At 49.5% G+C, this 17,565-nt stretch carries 16 protein-coding genes and 2 tRNA genes; 10 read left to right on the forward strand and 8 right to left on the reverse strand.

All coding sequences use genetic code 11. The features are described from left to right. Window positions 1-24 precede the first annotated feature (24 nt). The 4 genes from ACZ45B_RS08320 to menA all read left to right on the forward strand — a co-directional run bounded on the left by ACZ45B_RS08320 (window position 25) and on the right by menA (window position 2,151). Entirely contained in the window at window positions 25-531 is a 507-nt protein-coding gene (locus ACZ45B_RS08320; RefSeq protein WP_024545896.1) for a GNAT family N-acetyltransferase, read from the forward strand. Between the two features lie 91 nt (window positions 532-622). Beyond that, window positions 623-696 (forward strand) — tRNA-Pro (locus tag ACZ45B_RS08325). A gap of 122 nt (window positions 697-818) precedes the next feature. Next, window positions 819-1,109, forward strand: coding sequence for a DUF2470 domain-containing protein (locus tag ACZ45B_RS08330; RefSeq protein WP_024545895.1), 291 nt, complete (start codon window positions 819-821; stop codon window positions 1,107-1,109). Between the two features lie 91 nt (window positions 1,110-1,200). Then, complete coding sequence (menA, locus tag ACZ45B_RS08335; protein ID WP_024545894.1) at window positions 1,201-2,151, forward strand: 2-carboxy-1,4-naphthoquinone phytyltransferase; 951 nt, start codon at window positions 1,201-1,203, stop codon at window positions 2,149-2,151. On the opposite strand, the gene ACZ45B_RS08340 is transcribed toward menA, so the two are convergent. The 3 genes from ACZ45B_RS08340 to ACZ45B_RS08350 form a co-directional block, all read right to left on the reverse strand. Continuing rightward, window positions 2,148-2,639 carry a YajQ family cyclic di-GMP-binding protein gene (locus ACZ45B_RS08340; RefSeq protein ID WP_024545893.1) on the reverse strand — a complete coding sequence of 164 codons (492 nt, stop codon included), beginning with the start codon at window positions 2,637-2,639 and terminating at the stop codon, window positions 2,148-2,150. The two genes, menA and ACZ45B_RS08340, sit on opposite strands and share 4 nt — an antisense overlap. 89 nt (window positions 2,640-2,728) lie before the next feature. Then, a complete protein-coding gene (locus ACZ45B_RS08345; protein ID WP_024545892.1) occupies window positions 2,729-3,163 on the reverse strand; it encodes an MAPEG family protein in 435 nt (144 codons plus the stop codon). A 27-nt stretch (window positions 3,164-3,190) separates the two neighbouring features. After that, a complete protein-coding gene (locus ACZ45B_RS08350) occupies window positions 3,191-3,694 on the reverse strand; it encodes a hypothetical protein (RefSeq protein ID WP_024545891.1) in 504 nt (167 codons plus the stop codon). Between the two features lie 143 nt (window positions 3,695-3,837). Between ACZ45B_RS08350 and ACZ45B_RS08355 the strand changes: the two genes are divergently transcribed. From ACZ45B_RS08355 to ACZ45B_RS08375, 5 genes are all read left to right on the forward strand, one after another. Next, window positions 3,838-3,911 (forward strand) — tRNA-Val (locus ACZ45B_RS08355). Between the two features lie 276 nt (window positions 3,912-4,187). Next, on the forward strand, window positions 4,188-7,469 hold the full coding sequence (locus ACZ45B_RS08360; protein WP_024545890.1) for an aminotransferase class I/II-fold pyridoxal phosphate-dependent enzyme: 3,282 nt from the start codon (window positions 4,188-4,190) through the stop codon (window positions 7,467-7,469). 2 nt (window positions 7,470-7,471) lie between these two features. Further along, the gene (locus ACZ45B_RS08365) at window positions 7,472-8,278 is read left to right on the forward strand and encodes an SDR family oxidoreductase (protein WP_024545889.1); all 807 of its coding nucleotides are present in this window, start codon (window positions 7,472-7,474) and stop codon (window positions 8,276-8,278) included. A 44-nt stretch (window positions 8,279-8,322) separates the two neighbouring features. Continuing rightward, the gene (locus tag ACZ45B_RS08370) at window positions 8,323-10,101 is read left to right on the forward strand and encodes a fatty acyl-AMP ligase (protein ID WP_024545888.1); all 1,779 of its coding nucleotides are present in this window, start codon (window positions 8,323-8,325) and stop codon (window positions 10,099-10,101) included. Between the two features lie 8 nt (window positions 10,102-10,109). Then, window positions 10,110-11,354, forward strand: coding sequence for a glycosyltransferase (locus ACZ45B_RS08375; RefSeq protein WP_024545887.1), 1,245 nt, complete (start codon window positions 10,110-10,112; stop codon window positions 11,352-11,354). Here ACZ45B_RS08375 and ACZ45B_RS08380 read toward each other — a convergent pair. Next, entirely contained in the window at window positions 11,325-12,662 is a 1,338-nt protein-coding gene (locus tag ACZ45B_RS08380) for a lipopolysaccharide biosynthesis protein (protein WP_096418192.1), read from the reverse strand. The two genes, ACZ45B_RS08375 and ACZ45B_RS08380, sit on opposite strands and share 30 nt — an antisense overlap. Window positions 12,663-12,830: 168 nt before the next feature. On the opposite strand from ACZ45B_RS08380, the gene ACZ45B_RS08385 reads away from it, so the two are divergent. Continuing rightward, the gene (locus tag ACZ45B_RS08385; protein ID WP_029681808.1) at window positions 12,831-13,352 is read left to right on the forward strand and encodes a sterol desaturase family protein; all 522 of its coding nucleotides are present in this window, start codon (window positions 12,831-12,833) and stop codon (window positions 13,350-13,352) included. 144 nt (window positions 13,353-13,496) lie between these two features. Here ACZ45B_RS08385 and ACZ45B_RS08390 read toward each other — a convergent pair whose 3' ends face one another. The 4 genes from ACZ45B_RS08390 to ACZ45B_RS08405 all read right to left on the reverse strand — a co-directional run bounded on the left by ACZ45B_RS08390 (window position 13,497) and on the right by ACZ45B_RS08405 (window position 17,337). Further along, window positions 13,497-15,104 (reverse strand): NAD(P)H-quinone oxidoreductase subunit 4, encoded by a 1,608-nt coding sequence (locus tag ACZ45B_RS08390; protein WP_024545885.1) that lies wholly within the window; start codon window positions 15,102-15,104, stop codon window positions 13,497-13,499. Window positions 15,105-15,410: 306 nt separating this feature from the next. Next, window positions 15,411-15,932: an anti-sigma factor family protein gene (locus ACZ45B_RS08395; protein ID WP_024545884.1), complete on the reverse strand. Its 522-nt coding sequence runs from the start codon at window positions 15,930-15,932 to the stop codon at window positions 15,411-15,413. Window positions 15,933-16,005: 73 nt separating this feature from the next. Continuing rightward, a complete protein-coding gene (locus ACZ45B_RS08400) occupies window positions 16,006-16,662 on the reverse strand; it encodes a sigma-70 family RNA polymerase sigma factor (protein WP_024545883.1) in 657 nt (218 codons plus the stop codon). Window positions 16,663-16,782: 120 nt separating this feature from the next. After that, window positions 16,783-17,337 (reverse strand): late competence development ComFB family protein, encoded by a 555-nt coding sequence (locus ACZ45B_RS08405; protein ID WP_024545882.1) that lies wholly within the window; start codon window positions 17,335-17,337, stop codon window positions 16,783-16,785. Window positions 17,338-17,565: the final 228 nt, after the last annotated feature.

Below are 17,565 nucleotides of genomic sequence, written 5' to 3' on the forward strand. Positions count from 1 at the left end.
AGGCGATCGCCCCAGCCAATGAACATGGGTTTCCTGAAACGACTCCTTAATCCCACCGTTGACGTTCCGAGCGCCCAGCTCAATGATTCACAACTCGAATCTGCGGGGCAACCCCGGATCTTTTTTAGCCTTGATCGAGACCTAGACCTCTACGAATTAGAAGAACTTTGTGACCAAGTGGGTTGGGCGAGACGGCCCATTCGAAAAGTACGCAAGGCAATTCAACATAGTTTTTTGGTGGTCACGGTCTGGGAAGTACGCAATGATAAACGGCGTCGCTTAATTGGTTTTGCCCGGGCCACCTCCGATTGTGCGTTTAATGCCACGGTTTGGGATGTGGTGATTCATCCCCAATTCCAAAGCCAAGGTCTGGGTAAAGGCTTGATGCAGTTCATCATCAAAAAATTGCGGGAATCGGACATCAGTAACATCACCCTATTCGCAGATCCCCAGGTGGTTGATTTCTATCGGCGTTTGGGCTTTATCCTCGATCCCGAAGGGATTAAAGGGATGTTTTGGTATCCCAGTTAGGGATTGGTATCGTTGCACCCAGACAAAATTTTTTTCTTTTAAAAGACTGGGTTCTGGGGTCAATTTGTCCTAGAATAGAACTCTAGTACAACGGAATGTAGCGCAGTTTGGTAGCGCATCGCGTTTGGGACGCGAGGGTCGCAGGTTCGAATCCTGTCATTCCGATTTTTATCCAAATCCTGGCCCTGGGCGATCGCCCTCCGGGTAAAATCCGATCAGTGCAGCGCGAACCTCAGTCGCTGCCAATTTGTTGCAAACATTTTTTATTTTTTAAAAAACCACTAACCATGTCTGAAATTATTACCCAAGCCGTTAGCGATCGCATTTGCCGCCACATGAACAAAGACCATGGAGAGGCCGTCTTACTCTATGCCAAACATTTTGGCCATTGTGAAAACGCCGCAGCTGCAGAAATGTTGTCCCTTGATGCCACAGGGATGCAGCTCGAAGTCCGCACCACCACTGGCGCCACAACAGCGGTCACGATACCTTTCCCGAAAACCCTAAAAAATGCGAAAGAGGCTCATACCGTCCTCGTTGAAATGATGCAGATGGCCCAGGGCACAGCGACGACTTAAGCGCGTCAGTGCTTGAAAAATACGAGGAAAAGAGCATCCCGGAAAAGGTTGCGGTACACTTTTCTGAATAATTTGCTCGTTTAAAGAAGAAATGCTCACGGAAAATCCTCCCACCTTGACAACCTCAGAGACTAGGCGTCTGTGGCTAGCTGCCCTGAAACCCCCCATCTATACGGTGGCGATCACCCCGGTGCTTGTCACTACGGCGGCGGCCTATGGAGAATTAGGTGTCTTTGATTTAGGGCGGCTCGGGCTTTTTCTGGGGATTTCGATTTGCTTGATTGCCTGGATGAACCTCAGCAATGATGTTTTTGATGCAGCCACGGGGATCGATGTGAACAAAGCTTCTTCCCTGGTGAATCTCACGGGTGATCGCCCCCTCGTTTTTCGTGTCGCCCTTGGTTTCCTCGGGCTAGGCCTGGGCGGTGTTGCCTTCATGAGTTACCTCCAGCAGGATTGGATGGTCTTTAATTTGATCTTCATCGCCACGGCGATCGCCTACACTTACCAGGGGCCACCGTTTCGTCTGGGTTATTTGGGCATCGGTGAATGGATTTGCTTTCTGGCCTACTTCATTACCGGGTTAGGGGTGTTTTATAGCCAAGCCCAGACCCTGACAATGAATGCAGTGTGGGCTTCCCTTTGGGTTTCTTTTACAACCAGTATTATTCTTTTTTGCTCCCATTTTCACCAAGTCGAGGACGATTTCGCCGCTGGCAAAAAATCACCCATTGTTCGTCTGGGCACGGAGCGGGGGGCGGCGGTCTTGACTTACAGCCTTGTGGGAGTTCTGGCCTTGACTTGCCTGTTAGTGGCCGCCGGCATTTGGTCTCCCTGGATGCTCCTTAGTTTTGGCAGTGCCCCCTTTGCCCTGGAGCTGATCAACCATGTCCGCCTGAACCACGACAAGCCAGAAAGAGTGAAAAACTGTAAGTTTATCGCTGTGAAATTTCACTTTTTTAGCGGGCTTCTGTTGGCGATCGCCTACATTTTGTCCTACTACGATTTAACATTTCTCAATGTTACTGGCCTGGGCTATTAACGGTAATTATTAAACTGAATTGGCATCGGAAAATCTAGATCACGAATTGCCTGCATTACATCTTGGAGATCATCTTTGGACTTTGCAGAAATCCGTACCGCATCCCCTTGAATTGCCGCTTGCACCTTTTTAAAATCGGTTTTAACAAGCTTCGTAATCACTTTGGCATCATCTTTAGAAATGCCCCGGCGCAGTTTAATTACTTGGCGGATCCGCCCGCCGCTGGCCGATTCTGGGTTGCCATAATCAAAGAGCTTCGGCGAGAGATTGCGCTTAATCGCTTTTGTCACCAGGATTGTTTGCACCGCATCCAGGGTGAAGTCACTGGTGGTATTGATCGTAATTGTATCTTCGCCTAATTCGATGGTGGTATTGGTATCCTTGAGGTCATAGCGGGTTTTAATATCCCGGAGCGCTTGATCAATAGTATTGACCAACTCTTGACGGTCAAAGTCGCTCACCACATCAAAGGAACTTGTAGAAGCCATAGAATGTTTTCGTTGAATGCAACAGGTAAAAAGCTACGATAAAACTTGGGTCGAATACAGCATTTTTCAAACCCAAGGACAACAAACTGTTAATAACCCTGGACAGCTATGACACTCAGGGAAAACAGAATGATGTTTGCCACATTCCCCACTGCGAACATCATTGACCGCAGCACAGGAATATTCAGGATATAAAACAGGGGATAGAGGGTGCGGGCAACCAGAAAGGCGATCGCCGCTCCCATGGCCCAGGGGGAATCAACCCCCGTCACCAAGGCCGTTAAACAAGCTACACCGTAAACTGTCAGCGCTTCAAAGGCATTTTGATGGGCCCAATTCGCCCGTTTCGCATAGCCTGGCAACCGATCAACCGTGGCCCGAGGCTGCCGGAAAACCTCTAGGCGATCGCTCATTTGGCTTGCCATCTTGACCCGCGCGTAACCCACCACACCATAGGGGAGGTACACCAGAAAAACTGCACCAACCAAGGAATAGACAAGAACAGCAGTAACGGACAAATTCATTGATCAATCCTACAAATGTGGCAATATTTAGTCAAAATAAAAGAGGGTGACCAGCTTCCGCTGCTCTTCTGCTTCCTGACAGGTCTGCAGGAGGGTGTCACTATCGTGGAAGGCAAAGCAAATTAATTGCTGACAACGGGAAATAATTTCACTATTGCAAAGGCTACTGGCTTCCCCGAGGGATAATTCATCATTTTCGGGGTGTTCTACCAAGTGAACAACCTTCTCAAGCTCAACGCGGGATTCGCGGGGTTGTCGTTCCAAACTCTGGGGGAGGATCACGGTCAAAAGGCTAGAGTCTGCCCGCATGACCCCCTTAATTGCGGCTGAATTCGTCCCTGTCGCGCCAGAAGTGATAATCCGGTTTCCCCCAAGGGCAAGGGCGTAGCTCATCATTTCGATCAGGTGCTGGTGGGTAATCGGGACATGCCGAGAACCGAGAAGGGCAATGCGTTTAGAGCCAGTTTGTTGGATGGCAGCTAGCTCTTGCGCCAGGGTATCAAGGGTCGGAATATCTAAAGATTGACTCAAAGATCGTAGGGGGACGCGATGGCCTAAATAGTCGATGCTATTCTAATCAAACATTCTTGATAAAGCAATCCTTGATCTTTCTTTCGTCTGGCTCTTGCGCATTTTAAAGGTCTAATGCTAGATTTATATACTGTTTGCAGCTTGGACGTATAGCTCAGTTGGTTAGAGTACATCGTTGACATCGATGGGGTCACTGGTTCGAATCCAGTTACGTCCATACAATTAAAATCAGTAAATCTCCTTTCCTTTGTTTGTCTGAGCAAGGTTGTTCTGGGCTTGAATTTTCGGAGAGTCTTTGGGGCTGCACATGGCGCGCGTGGGGGTGATCGCCTTTTGGTGGATGGGTCTATTGCGGGAGCCCAAACCAGAAAATATGCAAAGGCGGTCAGCCTTAGGTTATATTGCTGCGTAACAAAATCCGCAAACTCTTTTATTATTCCTTAAAGTCAGGGTTCATTATCGTTGCGTTCCCCTCGCTTTTACCTACTGCTCTATGACGTTTCTCCAGCACCCTATCCAGGCCCAGGCATCGTTGCTCGATATTCTTGATCAACGAGCACAAACCCAAGCTGATGCCCAAGCCTATCTTTTTTTGCAAAATGGAGAAACTGAATCTGGGAGTTTAACCTACGGAGAATTGGCCCACAGAGCAAAGGCGATCGCCAAGCAGTTAGCGCCCTGGCGCGGCGAACGGGCTCTTCTGCTGTATCCCTCAGGGCTAGAATTTATCACTGCCTTTTTTGGTTGTCTCTATGGGGGGGTGATCGCTGTGCCAGTGTATCCCCCCAAACGTAACCAAAAATTATCGCGTCTGGTGGCGATCGCCCAAAACGCTGAGGCCGCCCTTGCCCTTACTACCGAGGCTTTTTTGCCAGATATTCAACAAAAATTCACCCAAGATACCCACTTTGCCACCCTGACGCTCCTGGCCACGGACGGGATGGAAAATATCGGCGGTGAGTTTGAACCCCAGGCCGTTGCTGGGGAGGGTCTTGCTTTTTTGCAGTACACCTCCGGTTCGACGGGGACACCGAAGGGAGTGATGGTTTCCCACCACAACATTCTTCATAACCAGCGACTGATTCAAAAGGCCTTTGGTCATCACGAAAAGAGTATTGGGGTCGGCTGGTTACCCCTTTTTCATGATATGGGGCTAATTGGTCACGTTTTTCAACCCCTTTATGTGGGTTTTCCGAGTATTTTGATGCCTCCGGTGGCTTTTTTAAGTCATCCTGGCCGTTGGCTCCAGGCGATCGCCAAATACCGTGCAACCACCAGTGGTGGGCCAAATTTTGCCTATGATCTTTGCCTAGATCGTCTGACCGATGGCGACTGCGCCGCCCTTGATTTGAGCAGTTGGAGCCTCGCTTACAGCGGCGCTGAACCAGTGCGAGCCAGTACCCTGGAAAAATTCAGCGAAAAATTTGCTCCCCATGGATTTCGCCCAGAGGCATTTTATCCTTGTTATGGCATGGCAGAGGCGACCCTGTTCATCACTGGTGGTGACAAAACTAAAGCCCCCATCACCACAAAAGTGCTTGAATCAGACAACGTCTTTGTTAGTTGCGGTCAGCCTGCTCAAGATACTCAAGTGGCGATTGTTGATCCAGAATCTTTCCTCCCCTGTGCTGAAGGGGAGACGGGGGAGATCTGGGTCCAGGGCGAGAGTGTGGCCCAGGGCTATTGGCAGGCCCCCATGGCTACCCGGGAAACCTTTGGAGCTTCCCTGACGCATCAGGGGAAACCTTTTTTACGCACGGGCGATCTAGGGTTTGTGAAGGCAGGAGAACTTTTTATCACGGGTCGCTTAAAGGACTTGATCATCATTCGCGGCAAAAATCACTATCCCCATGACATTGAGTTGACAGCGCAACAGGCCCATCCAGCGCTGCGGGAGAACTGTGGGGCGGCCTTTACAGTAGAGGTTGATGGAACGGAAAAACTCATGGTTGTCCAGGAGGTGAAGCGCACTTTTCTCCGGAATTTAGACCCAGGGGCGATCGCCCAAACTGTCCGCCAGGCGATCGCCCAAAACCATGAACTCCAGACCTACGGCATTGTGCTGATTAAAACCGGGAGTATCCCCAAAACTTCCAGCGGTAAAATTCAACGACATCGCTGTCGCCAAGCCTTCTTACGAGATGAATTAGTGATTGTGGGGAAAAGCATTCTTGGGGAAAACAATGCCGAATATCTCCAGGCGATCGCCCAGGCGAAACAATCCCCCCAAACCCCACGTGAGCTCATCGATCAGCTGCGGGGACAATTGGCCCAAGCCCTTTCTCTCCCCCTAGAAACCATTCAACCAGACCAACCCATTGCCGCTCTCGGTTTAGATTCCGTGCAGGTGGTGGAGATTAAGCACTACATCGAGCAGCAATTTGACTTGACTGTGCCCCTAGAAAAGTTTTTTGAAGAGATTACCGTCTCCCAACTGGCCCAGGACATTCTCAATCTCTCCCAGCATCAACCCCCACAAAATATCACTTCTGCCAATTCTCTCAATGGGCAACAGCCCAAGGCGTCCCCACAACATTCAGCCATTGATCTCGACGAACGGCTTCGCTTGGCCTACAAACCCAGTCGCAATGTTTTAGATAAAGCACGGGAATTTAACCTGGCCGATCAACTGCGGGCCAATGACCTGTTGCCCTATTTTCGCGCCCTAGAACGCAACGAAGGGGCCACCTGTATTTTTGAAGGGCGCCAGCTGATTATGTTGGGCTCTAACAATTACCTGGGTCTAACCGCCGATATGCGAGTCCGGGAAGCGACTGCAAAAGCAGCCCTAGAAGAAGGGCCGAGTTTGACGGGGTCGCGTTTGTTAAATGGTTCTACCAAGCAACATCGAGCATTTGAGGAAAAATTAGCCGCCTTTGTGGGCCATGAAGATGCCCTCGTCTTCACCACAGGCTACCAGGCGAATCTGGGGTTTATTTCGGCCTTGATGAACGAAAATACGACGATGATCCTCGATAGCGAAGCCCATGCTTGCATCTATGATGGGGCGTTTATGAGTCGCTGTAAGGTGGTCCAGTACCACCACAATGATCTCCAAGATTTAGAAGCAAAATTACGTCAAATTGCCCCCCATTCCGCAACGATGGTCACCATCGATGGGCTGTATTCTATGACAGGAGATATTGCCCCCCTTCCAGAAATCCGTGCGTTGTGCGATCGCCATGGAGCAACTCTAGCGGTAGATGATGCCCATGCCCTAGGAGTTCTCGGAAAAGCGGGCCGGGGAACCGAGGAACATTTCGGGATGATTGGTGGCAGCGATCTTCTCTGTGGCACCTTTTCAAAAAGCTTAGCCTCTATTGGTGGCTGGGTTGCAGCGGAGGCAAAGGTCATTGACTGGATTCGTTTCAATGGTCGGTCGATGTTGTTTTCTGCCTCAATTCCCCCGACTTCCTTGGCGGCAGCTTCGACCGCGCTGGATATCTTAATCGCTGAACCCTGGCGCGTTCAAAAGCTCCATGAAAATGCTCAATATTGGCAGCAGGGATTGCAGTCCCTCGGGTTTACGGTGGGGGCGGCCCAAACCCCGATTATTACAGTGCATATTGGTGATGATTTTAAATGTATGCAGTTCTGCAAAGCCCTTCTGGATGCAGGGGTCTATGTCAATGCGGCGGTGTATCCGGCAGTACCACGCAATAAAGCGGCTCTCCGCACCAGTGTGATGGCCACCCATACCCGCGATCATCTGGATCAAGCCTTGGCAATTTTTGCTGAGGTGGGCCAGAGGTTCCAAGCTGAGGTCGAGGCTTGACCATGCAGCATGTCATTATTACGGGGGGATCTAGTGGGATCGGCTTGGCGATCGCCTGTCAGTTAGCCCGGCAGGGAGACATAAATCTTTCGATTATTGCTCGCAACCCCGCGAGACTCCAAGGGGCCAAAGAAGAAATTCAGCAAGCCTTTGGGACTCCCCAGCAACGGTGTTTAACCCTTGCGGCGGATGTTTCTCAACAGACTGAAATTGCCTGGGCGATCGCCCAGGCAATCGAGAAATTTGGCGCTCCGGATATGTTGATTACTTCAGCGGGTATTGCCCATCCTGGTTATTTTCAAGAACTGCCTTTAGGCATTTTTGAGCAAACCATGGCGGTGAATTATTTTGGTACGTTGTACGCGATTCGGGCGGCCCTACCGGCCATGACTACCCAAAAGCAGGGACAAATTGTGCTGATCTCTTCTGGGGCAGGTTTGGTCGGTTTATTTGGCTATACCCCCTACAGTCCGAGTAAATTTGCCCTGCGAGGCTTGGCAGAATCCCTCCGGGGAGAATTAAAATCATTGGGGATCCGGGTGGCGATCGCCTATCCTCCCGATACTGATACCCCCCAACTGGCGGCCGAAAATTTGACAAAACCGCCGGAAACCAAGTTAATTACAGGAACAGCCCAAATGTGGACAGCCCAGGCGGTGGCAGCCACAATTCTCCGGGGAATCCGTCGCCAACAGTTCGTCATTGCCCCTGGCCTCGAAATGCAACTGCTTTATCGTTTGCATAGCCTTTTCGCCCCCCTCCTGCAATGGTATTTTGATCAGTTGGTGGCCCGGGCAAAACCGGACTAAATTTTTGATTTTTTTGATGACCTCTTCCCATGGAACCCCACCCCATGAACCATTCTGCGAAAACCATTGTCGATCTCCTGCGTCACCGTGCCGATAGCACCCCCGACCGCCTCGGCTATCATTTCATCTCCGGGGAAGAGGCGATTAAGCAGTTCACTTATGCTCAACTGGAACAGCAGGTGAAGGCGATCGCCGCCCATTTACAAACTTTTATCAGTCTTGGCGATCGCATTTTATTGGTCTTTCCCTATGGAGCGGGTCTCGAATTTGTCGCTAGTTTTTATGGCTGTCTCTACGCCGGGGCGATCGCGGTAACGATCAATCCCAGCCGCAGTGACGATGCCATTGACAAGCTCCTCGAACGGGTAGAAGACTGCCAAGCTACCGCGATTTTAACCACTCGCCCCCTCATTGATTATTTCCAAGGCAAGCTCACAAAGGCTCCCCTCCAAGCTGCGGGCCTCGCCCAGAGATTTAGCCAAATCAAAGTCGTTGCCATGGATGAAATCCCCCAGGCGATCGCCACCCATTGGCAAGTCCCAGATATTACCGATGAAACCCTTGCTTTCTTGCAGTACACATCCGGTTCCACTGGCAAGCCCAAAGGCGTAATGGTTACCCATGGCAATGTCCTACACAATTCCGCGACTATCTACAAATCTTTTAACCATTGCCCCGAAAGCAAAATGGCCAGTTGGCTACCGATGTTCCACGACATGGGGCTGATTGGTGGTGTGCTCCAACCCCTCTATGGCGGTTTTGAAACCTTCTTGATGTCTCCCGTTGAGCTAGTGCAGAAACCCGTGCGTTGGCTAGAAGTCATTTCCCAGTACCGCATCACCACCAGCGGTGGCCCGAACTTTGCCTACGATCTCGTTGCTCGACAAGTGACCCCAGAGCAGCTGAAAAACTTGGATCTCAGCTCCTGGGATGTGGCCTACAGTGGTGCCGAAACAGTCCGGGCCCACACCCTTGAAAAATTCACCCAAACCTTTGCCCCCTGCGGCTTTCGCCATGAAGCCTTTTATCCCTGCTATGGTATGGCCGAAGCAACCCTCTTCATCAGTGGTGCCAGCACCAAAAAAGCACCTGTAATCCAGCACATCGCTGCCGAAGCCCTCGAACAGAATCAGGCGATTATTAGCACTGATGGTAGTCGCGGGATTGTCAGTTGTGGCTGGCCCTGGTTGGGGGATGAAGTGATCATCGTTGACCCCGAGACAAGAACAAAACTCCCAGAAGGTCAAGTGGGAGAAATTTGGGCTGCCGGGAAAGGTATCGGTAAAGGCTATTGGGAACGCCCTGAAGCGACAAAAGAAACGTTTCAAGCTTATGTCGAGGGCCAAGGCCCCTATCTACGCACAGGAGATTTAGGTTTTCTAAAAGATCGAGAGCTTTTCATTACTGGGCGCATGAAGGATGTGATGATTCTCTGGGGCCGCTATCGCTACCCCCAAGATATCGAACTTACCGTTGAACAATGCCACCCGGCCCTCCGTCCTTGTGCCGGCGCTGCTTTTTCTCTGGAGGTAGCCGATGAAGAGCGGCTGGTAGTAGTGCATGAATTAGAGCGCAGCTATGTGCGCAACTTTAACCTAGAAGAAATTGTGGGGGCCATTCGCCAGGCGGTTTACCAAGAGCATACCGTAGAAGTTTACGGCATTGCTTTACTAAGAACGGGTAGCATCCCCAAAACCTCCAGCGGTAAGATCCAACGACACGCCTGTCGCCAACAATTTGTGGATGGAACCCTCAATAGCGTCGCCGTATGGCGTTTGCCCATTACAGAGAGCAATGTTGCCGCCTTAGCGAATAGCCTCTAAGAGATGCTATGAAAGTCGCAATTATCTCGAGTACTTTCTTGCCTTCCCATGATGGGGTAAGCATTACCTTATTTGAGCGCCTCAAGGCACTCTCTAATCGAGGGCATCAGGTTATTTGTTTTGTCTCTAGTTATCAAGAGGTGGCAGATATCTATCCCCGCTGGTCTGACTATGTGGGGGATTTGTTTGAGAATGTGACAATTGTGCCATTGCCGAGCGTTGCTTGGTTAGGCATTCCCCAAGAGCGTAATCCAAAACGGGGTAGCTTAGGGTTGCTAGAAATGACCTTAGGGGAGTTTGCGCCGGACTTAATTCAAATTGAGGAACCAGAAAGAGTTTGGACAACGCTTTTTACTTTGCCGGGGTGGTTGTACGCCCAGAAAAAGCAGATTCCCTACATTGGCTGCTATCGGACAAATTTTGTGGATTATCTCCAGGATTATGCCCCTGTTTGGTTGGTTTATCCGGCAAAATTGATGGCTGTGATTTTAACCCGTCGTCTGTATAAAAAATGCTCTGTAACTTTAGTGGGCAGTGATTTTGTGGCGGAACGCTTGAATCAGTGGCGATTACCTAATGTGGTGTGTATGCCAGTGATTGGCCCGCCACAAATTGCCAATCCACAGATGTTAAAACAGGCCGATTTTTTTCAACAGCACTATGGACTGTCTGATCTTGATCAACGGGTAAAGGTTTTATTTTTAGGGCGACTTTCTCCGGATAAAAATTGGGCGTTTACCCTCCAATATTTGAGCGCTTTACGGGGGCAACGCTTAACTCAGGATTTTGTGCTGCTTATTGCGGGCCGGGGCGAATTAGCTGAGGCGATCGCCCAGAGTGAATTTGCCCAAACATTGCCGACAGTGATGTTGGGAGAAGTGCCCCATCAGCAAGTCCCTCGGTTATTAGCAAATGTCGACCTCCATGTAACCACTTCCCTGAAGGAAACCTTTGGGCGGACGGTACAGGAATCTCTTTATGTGGGGACACCAGTGCTAGCCCCAGACTGCGATTGGGCACGCAATTTAATAGAACCCCAGGTGAATGGTTATCTTTACTCTGCCGATAGTGGTGAGGATTTTATTGAAAAATTAGCCCAATTGATTGATTCCCCAGGCGATCGCCAACTTTTGCAAAATAACATCCAACGCTATCACCAACAACGAACAGCCCAACCAGACCCCAGCCAACGGTGGATTGACTATCTAGAAAGTCAAGTACACCTAGCGCAACAAAAGCTCAGGCATGGTTAAAATACGCCGCTGGAGTTCGCGCCAAGTCCCTAGTAGATTTAGACTAAACCCAAAGCCATTGGCAATCACAGTCGCAATGCCAGCCCCCAAGGCACCATGATAATAAGTGAGTACCACCAGGAGCGGGAGATAAACGAGCAAAATAGCAGTGGCATTATTTCGCAGTGAAATCTGGGGTTTATCCATCGCAAATAGAGCCGGCTCTAAAAGATTATTGCCCATCGTAAAAATCCCAGCCATCATCAGCAGCACCAGGGGGCCATAGGCAGCAGTAAAATCAGCCCCCATCGCATAGTAGAGGAGCCATTGCCCAGTCAAGAGGATGGCAAGCAAAAGGATGGCCCCAATGCCTTGCAGGATGCGGCCCAGTTTCCATAGGAGTTTGCGGAACTGTCGCCAGCGGCTTTGGGCACTGAGATGGGCGAGTTCTGGGTAAACAGATTGGGTAAAAAGCAACGCTAAATCCCTGAGGGGCGTTGAAAATTCGTACCCCGCTCGAAAAAGGGCTACAGCACTGGGGTTGGCAAAGACTCCCACAATCAATGGACTAAGACTAAGGGCGAGGGGTAAGGACGCATTGAGGTTAGAGACAAGACAAAATTTCAAAAGCTGGGGCTTGATGGTGAGTAACGGTTTTAAGGAGCGATTGATTTGAGACAGAGCGCCGCGTTTGTAGGCTTCTCGCCATCCCCAAAACAGTAAAATCACCGCATTTAAGACTTCCCCCAGGAGCCAAGCGAACAGATAGGCACTCAGGGGGGCTTCGAGACGAAAGGCGATCGCCGTACCCAGTAGCCGCGTGAGAGGAGCCACCATTTGCAGGATGGCTAAAAGATCAAAGCGATCGCAAAGCCGCAGTAAGCCCATCGGCGTTGAGCTGAGGGTCAACAAAATTAAAAGACTCAGACGCTGTACATCCTGAACCATCGGTAGATCCCAGCCCACCAAGGGCCCGACTAGGGGGGCCGCTCCCACCGCAATCAAATATCCGCCCAAAGAGCCTAAAAGATCAAGGCAGGTAGTCAGTTTAAGTAAATTTTGAAAACTGAGATGGTCTTGATGCTTGAGATAATCAGCGCCGTAACGAATCAGGGCTTGCCAGGATTGGAAAGTCGTTAGGCCGATGATCAGCTCCATATAAGCGCGCACTAGAATCAGCTGACCAAAAGTGGAGACACCGAGGGCATGGGCCGTCAAACTGAGATAGCCGAAATTGGCGATCGCCATCAAAACTTGACCACAGAGCAACCAGCTGAAATTTTTTAAAATTTTACGGAGAATGCGGTCAGCCCAAAAAAACTTAGTCATTAATTCTTGATGAAATAAAGCTTTGATCCCAAGGGTCTAGCTAAGACATTGCAAAGCATGAGCAATGCAGGGGAGATTATAATACCAAAGTTTACAAAGTGGCCCCAGGTCAGCACCCGGCCACCTGTTCTGCCCATGGAGATTTCACTTAAAGTGCCAGTGCCATTTATGGAAATTTTGCTACCCTTGTTGATCTTTAGTCTCTCCTTTATTTTTGGAAGTTTCCTAGAATATTGGATTCATCGTGTTTTCCATGCCCACCCAAAGCATTTCCTCAAGCGTATTTTTCCAAAACTAGGCCAAGGTCATACCCAACACCATATTGGGGGTACAGGCCAAGGTTTTTTGTGGGAATTTCGTAATTATGTCGTGGGCACCAGTGTGGTGATGTTTCCTTTATTTCTCCATTCTTTCACCCTGGGAGTGAGCTGGTTTATGGGCTGTTTTATCTATGCTGCCTTTGCCGCCTATGCCCACCAACTACAGCATGACAATCCAGTGAAATGTTTCTGGCTGCCGATGCCTGTCCACTATGTCCATCACAAATACAACCAGTGGCATCATAATTTCGGCATTGGTGTGGATTGGTGGGATCGCTTATTTGGGACCTATCGTCCGAAATCAGATTGGCTTACAGAAAAAGAACAACGTACTGCTGGCCAAAAGCTTTGGCAAATTAAATGGCTTTAAGGGAAATGCCCCAGGAATTAGTGCAGTTTTGGGGCCATAAAAAAGGATGGGCAATTTCGCCCATCCCTCACCCATAATTTTTTCCAAGTTTATGGCGCCGGGACATCTGTTTGAGGCTTTCCCCAGCCAGTTGCCCGGTGATCGCTACCTCAATTGAGGTGCAATTAGAGCAGGAGCTTGGGGCGTTAACCAAACATGGGCTTGGCGATCGCCTTTTTCCGCAATCTGTTCTGCATAAATCGGCAGAGCAGAACGGACTTTTGCCGCCACTTCAACAGTCTTGAGATCGTAGGTGGTCGTTGCTAATTTCGGATACAGACCAATGGCAATGATCGGCGCTAAGAGACAAACTGCAATAAAGACTTCCCTCGGTTTTGCATCGGTTCCAACCGATAGCATGACGGGAGACTCAGACGCTTTGCCGTAGAACACTTCCCGCAACATAGAGAGCAGATAGATTGGTGTTAAAATCACGCCGACCGCAGTCAGGAAAATGGCGATCGCCTTAAAGCCATAGCTATAGGCATCACTGTTGCTCAAACCCAAGAAAACCGTCAGTTCACTCACAAAACCACTCATGCCTGGCAGAGCCAAGGACGCCATCGCCGCAGCCGTGAACATCGCAAAGGTTTTGGGCATTAGCCGCGCGATTCCACTCATCTCATCCATCATTAAAGTATGGGTACGCTCATAGGTCACCCCAGAGAGGAAAAAGAGAGCTGCCGCAATAAAGCCATGGGACAACATCTGAAGCACAGCCCCATTCATGCCCAAATCGGTAAATGAAGCAATGCCAACGAGCACAAAGCCCATATGGGAAATCGAAGAAGACGCAAGACGACGTTTTAGGTTGGTCTGACCAAAAGCCGTCAGAGCGCCATAGACAATGTTGACAATGCCGAGAATGATCAGCAATGGTGCAAAACGAATGTGGGCCTCTGGTAGCATCTCCATATTGAGACGAATCAGACCATAGCCTCCCATTTTTAGTAAAACCCCAGCAAGAATCATCGATACCGGTGCAGAAGCTTCACTGTGGGCATCGGGGAGCCAAGTATGGAGCGGGAAAATCGGTAATTTCACCCCAAAACCAATCAAAAAGCCAGCATAGGCAAGGAGTTCCAAAACAGGCGGGTAATCCTTAAGACCCAGAGCCTGCATATCAAAGGTTACTTCACCGCCATAGAAGGCCAAAGCTAAAGCAGAGGCAAGGATAAACACCGAACCCAGGGCAGTGTAGAGGATAAATTTGGTCGCCGCATAGAGACGCTTCTTACCACCCCAAATAGAAATAAGGAGGTACACAGGCACCAACTCAAGCTCCCACATGATGAAAAATAAGAGCAAATCCTGCACGGCAAACACGCCGATTTGGGCGCTCAACATCACCAAAATCAAGGCAGAAAACAGCTTTGGTTTCTTTGTAACGTTCCAGGCGGCGAGGATGGCCAGGGTGGTGATCAAGGTCGCCAACAGAATCAAAGGCATCGACAGACCGTCAACCCCAAGGGACCAGTTCAAACCTAATTGGGGAATCCAGGAGAAATTTTCAGTGAGTTGAAATTCCGTACGACCGAGATCGTAGTTTTGCCAAAAAGCAGTGATCAAGAGAGCAAAATCTGTGAGGGCTACACCCAAGGTATACCAACGGATGGTTTTACCTTCTTTGTCCGGAATGAGGGGAATGACAAGGGCAGCAAGGAGCGGCAAGGCGATCGCCACGGTGAGCCACGGAATTTGCAGGCTATCCATAGGACTAGGAAAAAATACTTATTATTGCGTTTGGCTTTGATTATATGAACTTTTATTACAGATTGCCAAGGGGATCTGAAAACTTTTTGTCCATGAATCACAAGAAACAAAATTCTTGGCGGGATCATGCAGCACAAGAAAAAATCAATGTATTTCCCACAAGGCCATAGCGTTTTTCATTGCTATTTTTAGAATTGCCGCAGCAAAATCTCCCCCTGACCTAAAAGGCAGGAGTGTTTTTTGGTCTCTACTCAGAAATCTTGATGAGGGGGTAGATTGATTACTTACCGATTACAGGGGCGCTCTTTATTGGGGCGATTCTGTAGCACTGGCAAGTTTTGGAATTTGTAATACGGGGCGATTTAGAACCACAGCAAGGGCTTCATCCTCTACGGCAGCATTCGTTTCGACTGAAAATGTTGTGGTTGGGGTCAGAGGGGAATTGTCGGCGAATAGGGTCCGGCCCCACTGAGGGGCTTGACCAACAAATCCGGCCACTAACAAGGCGGCGATCGCCCCACTACCCCAGAGGGAGATGCTTCTTAACTGAGTGCGGCGTAATCTTGCCAGAACCCGTTGACCCAGATATTGGGCAGAGATACCAGTGGGAATGGGAATTAATTGTAAAGCTTGCCGCAGTTGGCGGAGTTGATGATATTGGCGCTTGACCTCAGGATTGGTATCCAAGAGATGCTGAATTTCGCGGCGTTCGTCTGGGGTGGCTTCTCCATCAAAGTAAGCACTAAGACGTTGAAATTGTTCAAAGTCTGGGGTTACTGGAGCCTCATCATAGATTGGTTGCTGATAAAAAGAGCGGATTTTTTTCATTGCTATGTCACCCCCGAAAGGCGATCGCCACTAAAAATTGATTGATCACTTAAAAAATTTTAAAACTAGCACCCTATTCGGCGAGATAAGGCTGAAGAATATCTTGGAGCTTGGCGCGGGCACGGGCAATGCGAGACTTTACCGTACCTAAAGACACACCAGTAATTTCGGCGATTTCTTCGTAGGGGAGACCTTCAATTTCCCGGAGGACAATAGTTGTTCGAAACACCTCTGGTAGTTCGGCGATCGCCTGCCGTAGATGTTCATAAAACTCCTGGGTTGCCAGATCATCATCAGGACTAGGGTCATCGGCCGCTACATCCCAGGTCACTTCCCCATCTTTTGTTTGTAACGGATTATCGAGGGAAAGGGGACGCCGGATCCGCTTCCGTTTACGGAGCTCATCGTAAAAAAGATTGGTAATGATTCGGCTAAGCCAACCTTTAAACTTTTGGGGTTCATTGAGCCGCTGCAAATTACGATAGACCCGAATCCAAACTTCCTGGGAAAGATCAGAGCGGTCTTGCCAGTCCGGAGCAAGGTGATACAAAAGTCGATCCACATGGGACTGATAGCGTCGGAGGAGCTCCACAAAGGCCGCTCTATCCGGTTTACTACCTGCCTGGCACTGGAGGATTAAATCATAGTTAGAGAGTTTTTCCGGAGACACACCACTCTGGGGAACGACGCCCCCATGGGAAGGGATGGAAATATAAAGGGATTGGCTCATGCTCTCGTCACCCATGCAGTGAAGTCATAACAGGATTGCCTATTCCATGACCCACTTTAGGTAAAAAAAGTTCCCGTTTTCCCGCCTTGTATTTCCCGCACTAAACCTGGACTGCAATTTTTAGGAAAAGACGTTTTCTTCACTTTCAAAGCCAGAAGCATAGCCTTCTAGGAGTTTACTGACTTGGGCAATAACACTCTTGTCTTGGCCTGGGGAGGCGATCGCCTGACGCTCAGGATAAAAATCAGGCCGATCGAGATACCGAGACAAAGCCGCATCAACCTGCTCATTAATCAAATCTTGCAACTGCTCATGGGCCTTTTGCCGTTGATAGCTCGCCCCCTCCTCCGTCGTTGCATATAGAGGAGGTAGACGGTTAAGAGCATAGGCCGCAATATCCCCCACGTCTAAGTTTTGGGTTCCCCCAGCTTCAACTTCCGCAACCCGAGCAATGGAGCGACTAATCACCAATTCTTCCATCACATTGATAAATTGCTTTCGGGGAACAGCCACAACTTCCCCCGTCAACAAAGCTCCCATGAGGCGATCCAACGCCATATACTCCTCGATGGAAAGCTCCGATGACATATCGCAAATACGTCCGACTTCGGCTTCCATGCTGGGGGTGAGATAGCCATCTTTGAGGGCTTGTTCAACAATCTGGTCAATACTCATAGGTTTCTTGGAATAGTCCGGAACAATGGGGGCCAATCACTTCACTATCTTTGCTTAAAAATCGCGGAAAAACCACGATTCTGTCGGGAAAGCACATCTCGCTACTATTATTCCAATTTATAGCAAGGGGATGAGCAATCTTTTTGCTTGACTTACACAGATTTACAAATGTTCTATATCCCTAGGGGGGATGTATCTCACTCTAAAGGATTTTTGTCCTTTTGCTGA

This window comes from Picosynechococcus sp. NKBG15041c, assembly GCF_055380235.1.

Coding starts and splice junctions, on each gene's coding strand:
- ACZ45B_RS08320 (WP_024545896.1), top strand. CDS start 25: ATGGGTTTCCTGAAACGACTCCTTAATCCCACCGTTGACGTTCCGAGC.
- ACZ45B_RS08330 (WP_024545895.1), top strand. CDS start 819: ATGTCTGAAATTATTACCCAAGCCGTTAGCGATCGCATTTGCCGCCAC.
- menA (WP_024545894.1), top strand. CDS start 1,201: ATGCTCACGGAAAATCCTCCCACCTTGACAACCTCAGAGACTAGGCGT.
- ACZ45B_RS08340 (WP_024545893.1), bottom strand. CDS start 2,639: ATGGCTTCTACAAGTTCCTTTGATGTGGTGAGCGACTTTGACCGTCAA.
- ACZ45B_RS08345 (WP_024545892.1), bottom strand. CDS start 3,163: ATGAATTTGTCCGTTACTGCTGTTCTTGTCTATTCCTTGGTTGGTGCA.
- ACZ45B_RS08360 (WP_024545890.1), top strand. CDS start 4,188: ATGACGTTTCTCCAGCACCCTATCCAGGCCCAGGCATCGTTGCTCGAT.
- ACZ45B_RS08365 (WP_024545889.1), top strand. CDS start 7,472: ATGCAGCATGTCATTATTACGGGGGGATCTAGTGGGATCGGCTTGGCG.
- ACZ45B_RS08370 (WP_024545888.1), top strand. CDS start 8,323: ATGAACCATTCTGCGAAAACCATTGTCGATCTCCTGCGTCACCGTGCC.
- ACZ45B_RS08375 (WP_024545887.1), top strand. CDS start 10,110: ATGAAAGTCGCAATTATCTCGAGTACTTTCTTGCCTTCCCATGATGGG.
- ACZ45B_RS08380 (WP_096418192.1), bottom strand. CDS start 12,662: ATGACTAAGTTTTTTTGGGCTGACCGCATTCTCCGTAAAATTTTAAAA.
- ACZ45B_RS08385 (WP_029681808.1), top strand. CDS start 12,831: ATGGAAATTTTGCTACCCTTGTTGATCTTTAGTCTCTCCTTTATTTTT.
- ACZ45B_RS08390 (WP_024545885.1), bottom strand. CDS start 15,104: ATGGATAGCCTGCAAATTCCGTGGCTCACCGTGGCGATCGCCTTGCCG.
- ACZ45B_RS08395 (WP_024545884.1), bottom strand. CDS start 15,932: ATGAAAAAAATCCGCTCTTTTTATCAGCAACCAATCTATGATGAGGCT.
- ACZ45B_RS08400 (WP_024545883.1), bottom strand. CDS start 16,662: ATGAGCCAATCCCTTTATATTTCCATCCCTTCCCATGGGGGCGTCGTT.
- ACZ45B_RS08405 (WP_024545882.1), bottom strand. CDS start 17,337: ATGAGTATTGACCAGATTGTTGAACAAGCCCTCAAAGATGGCTATCTC.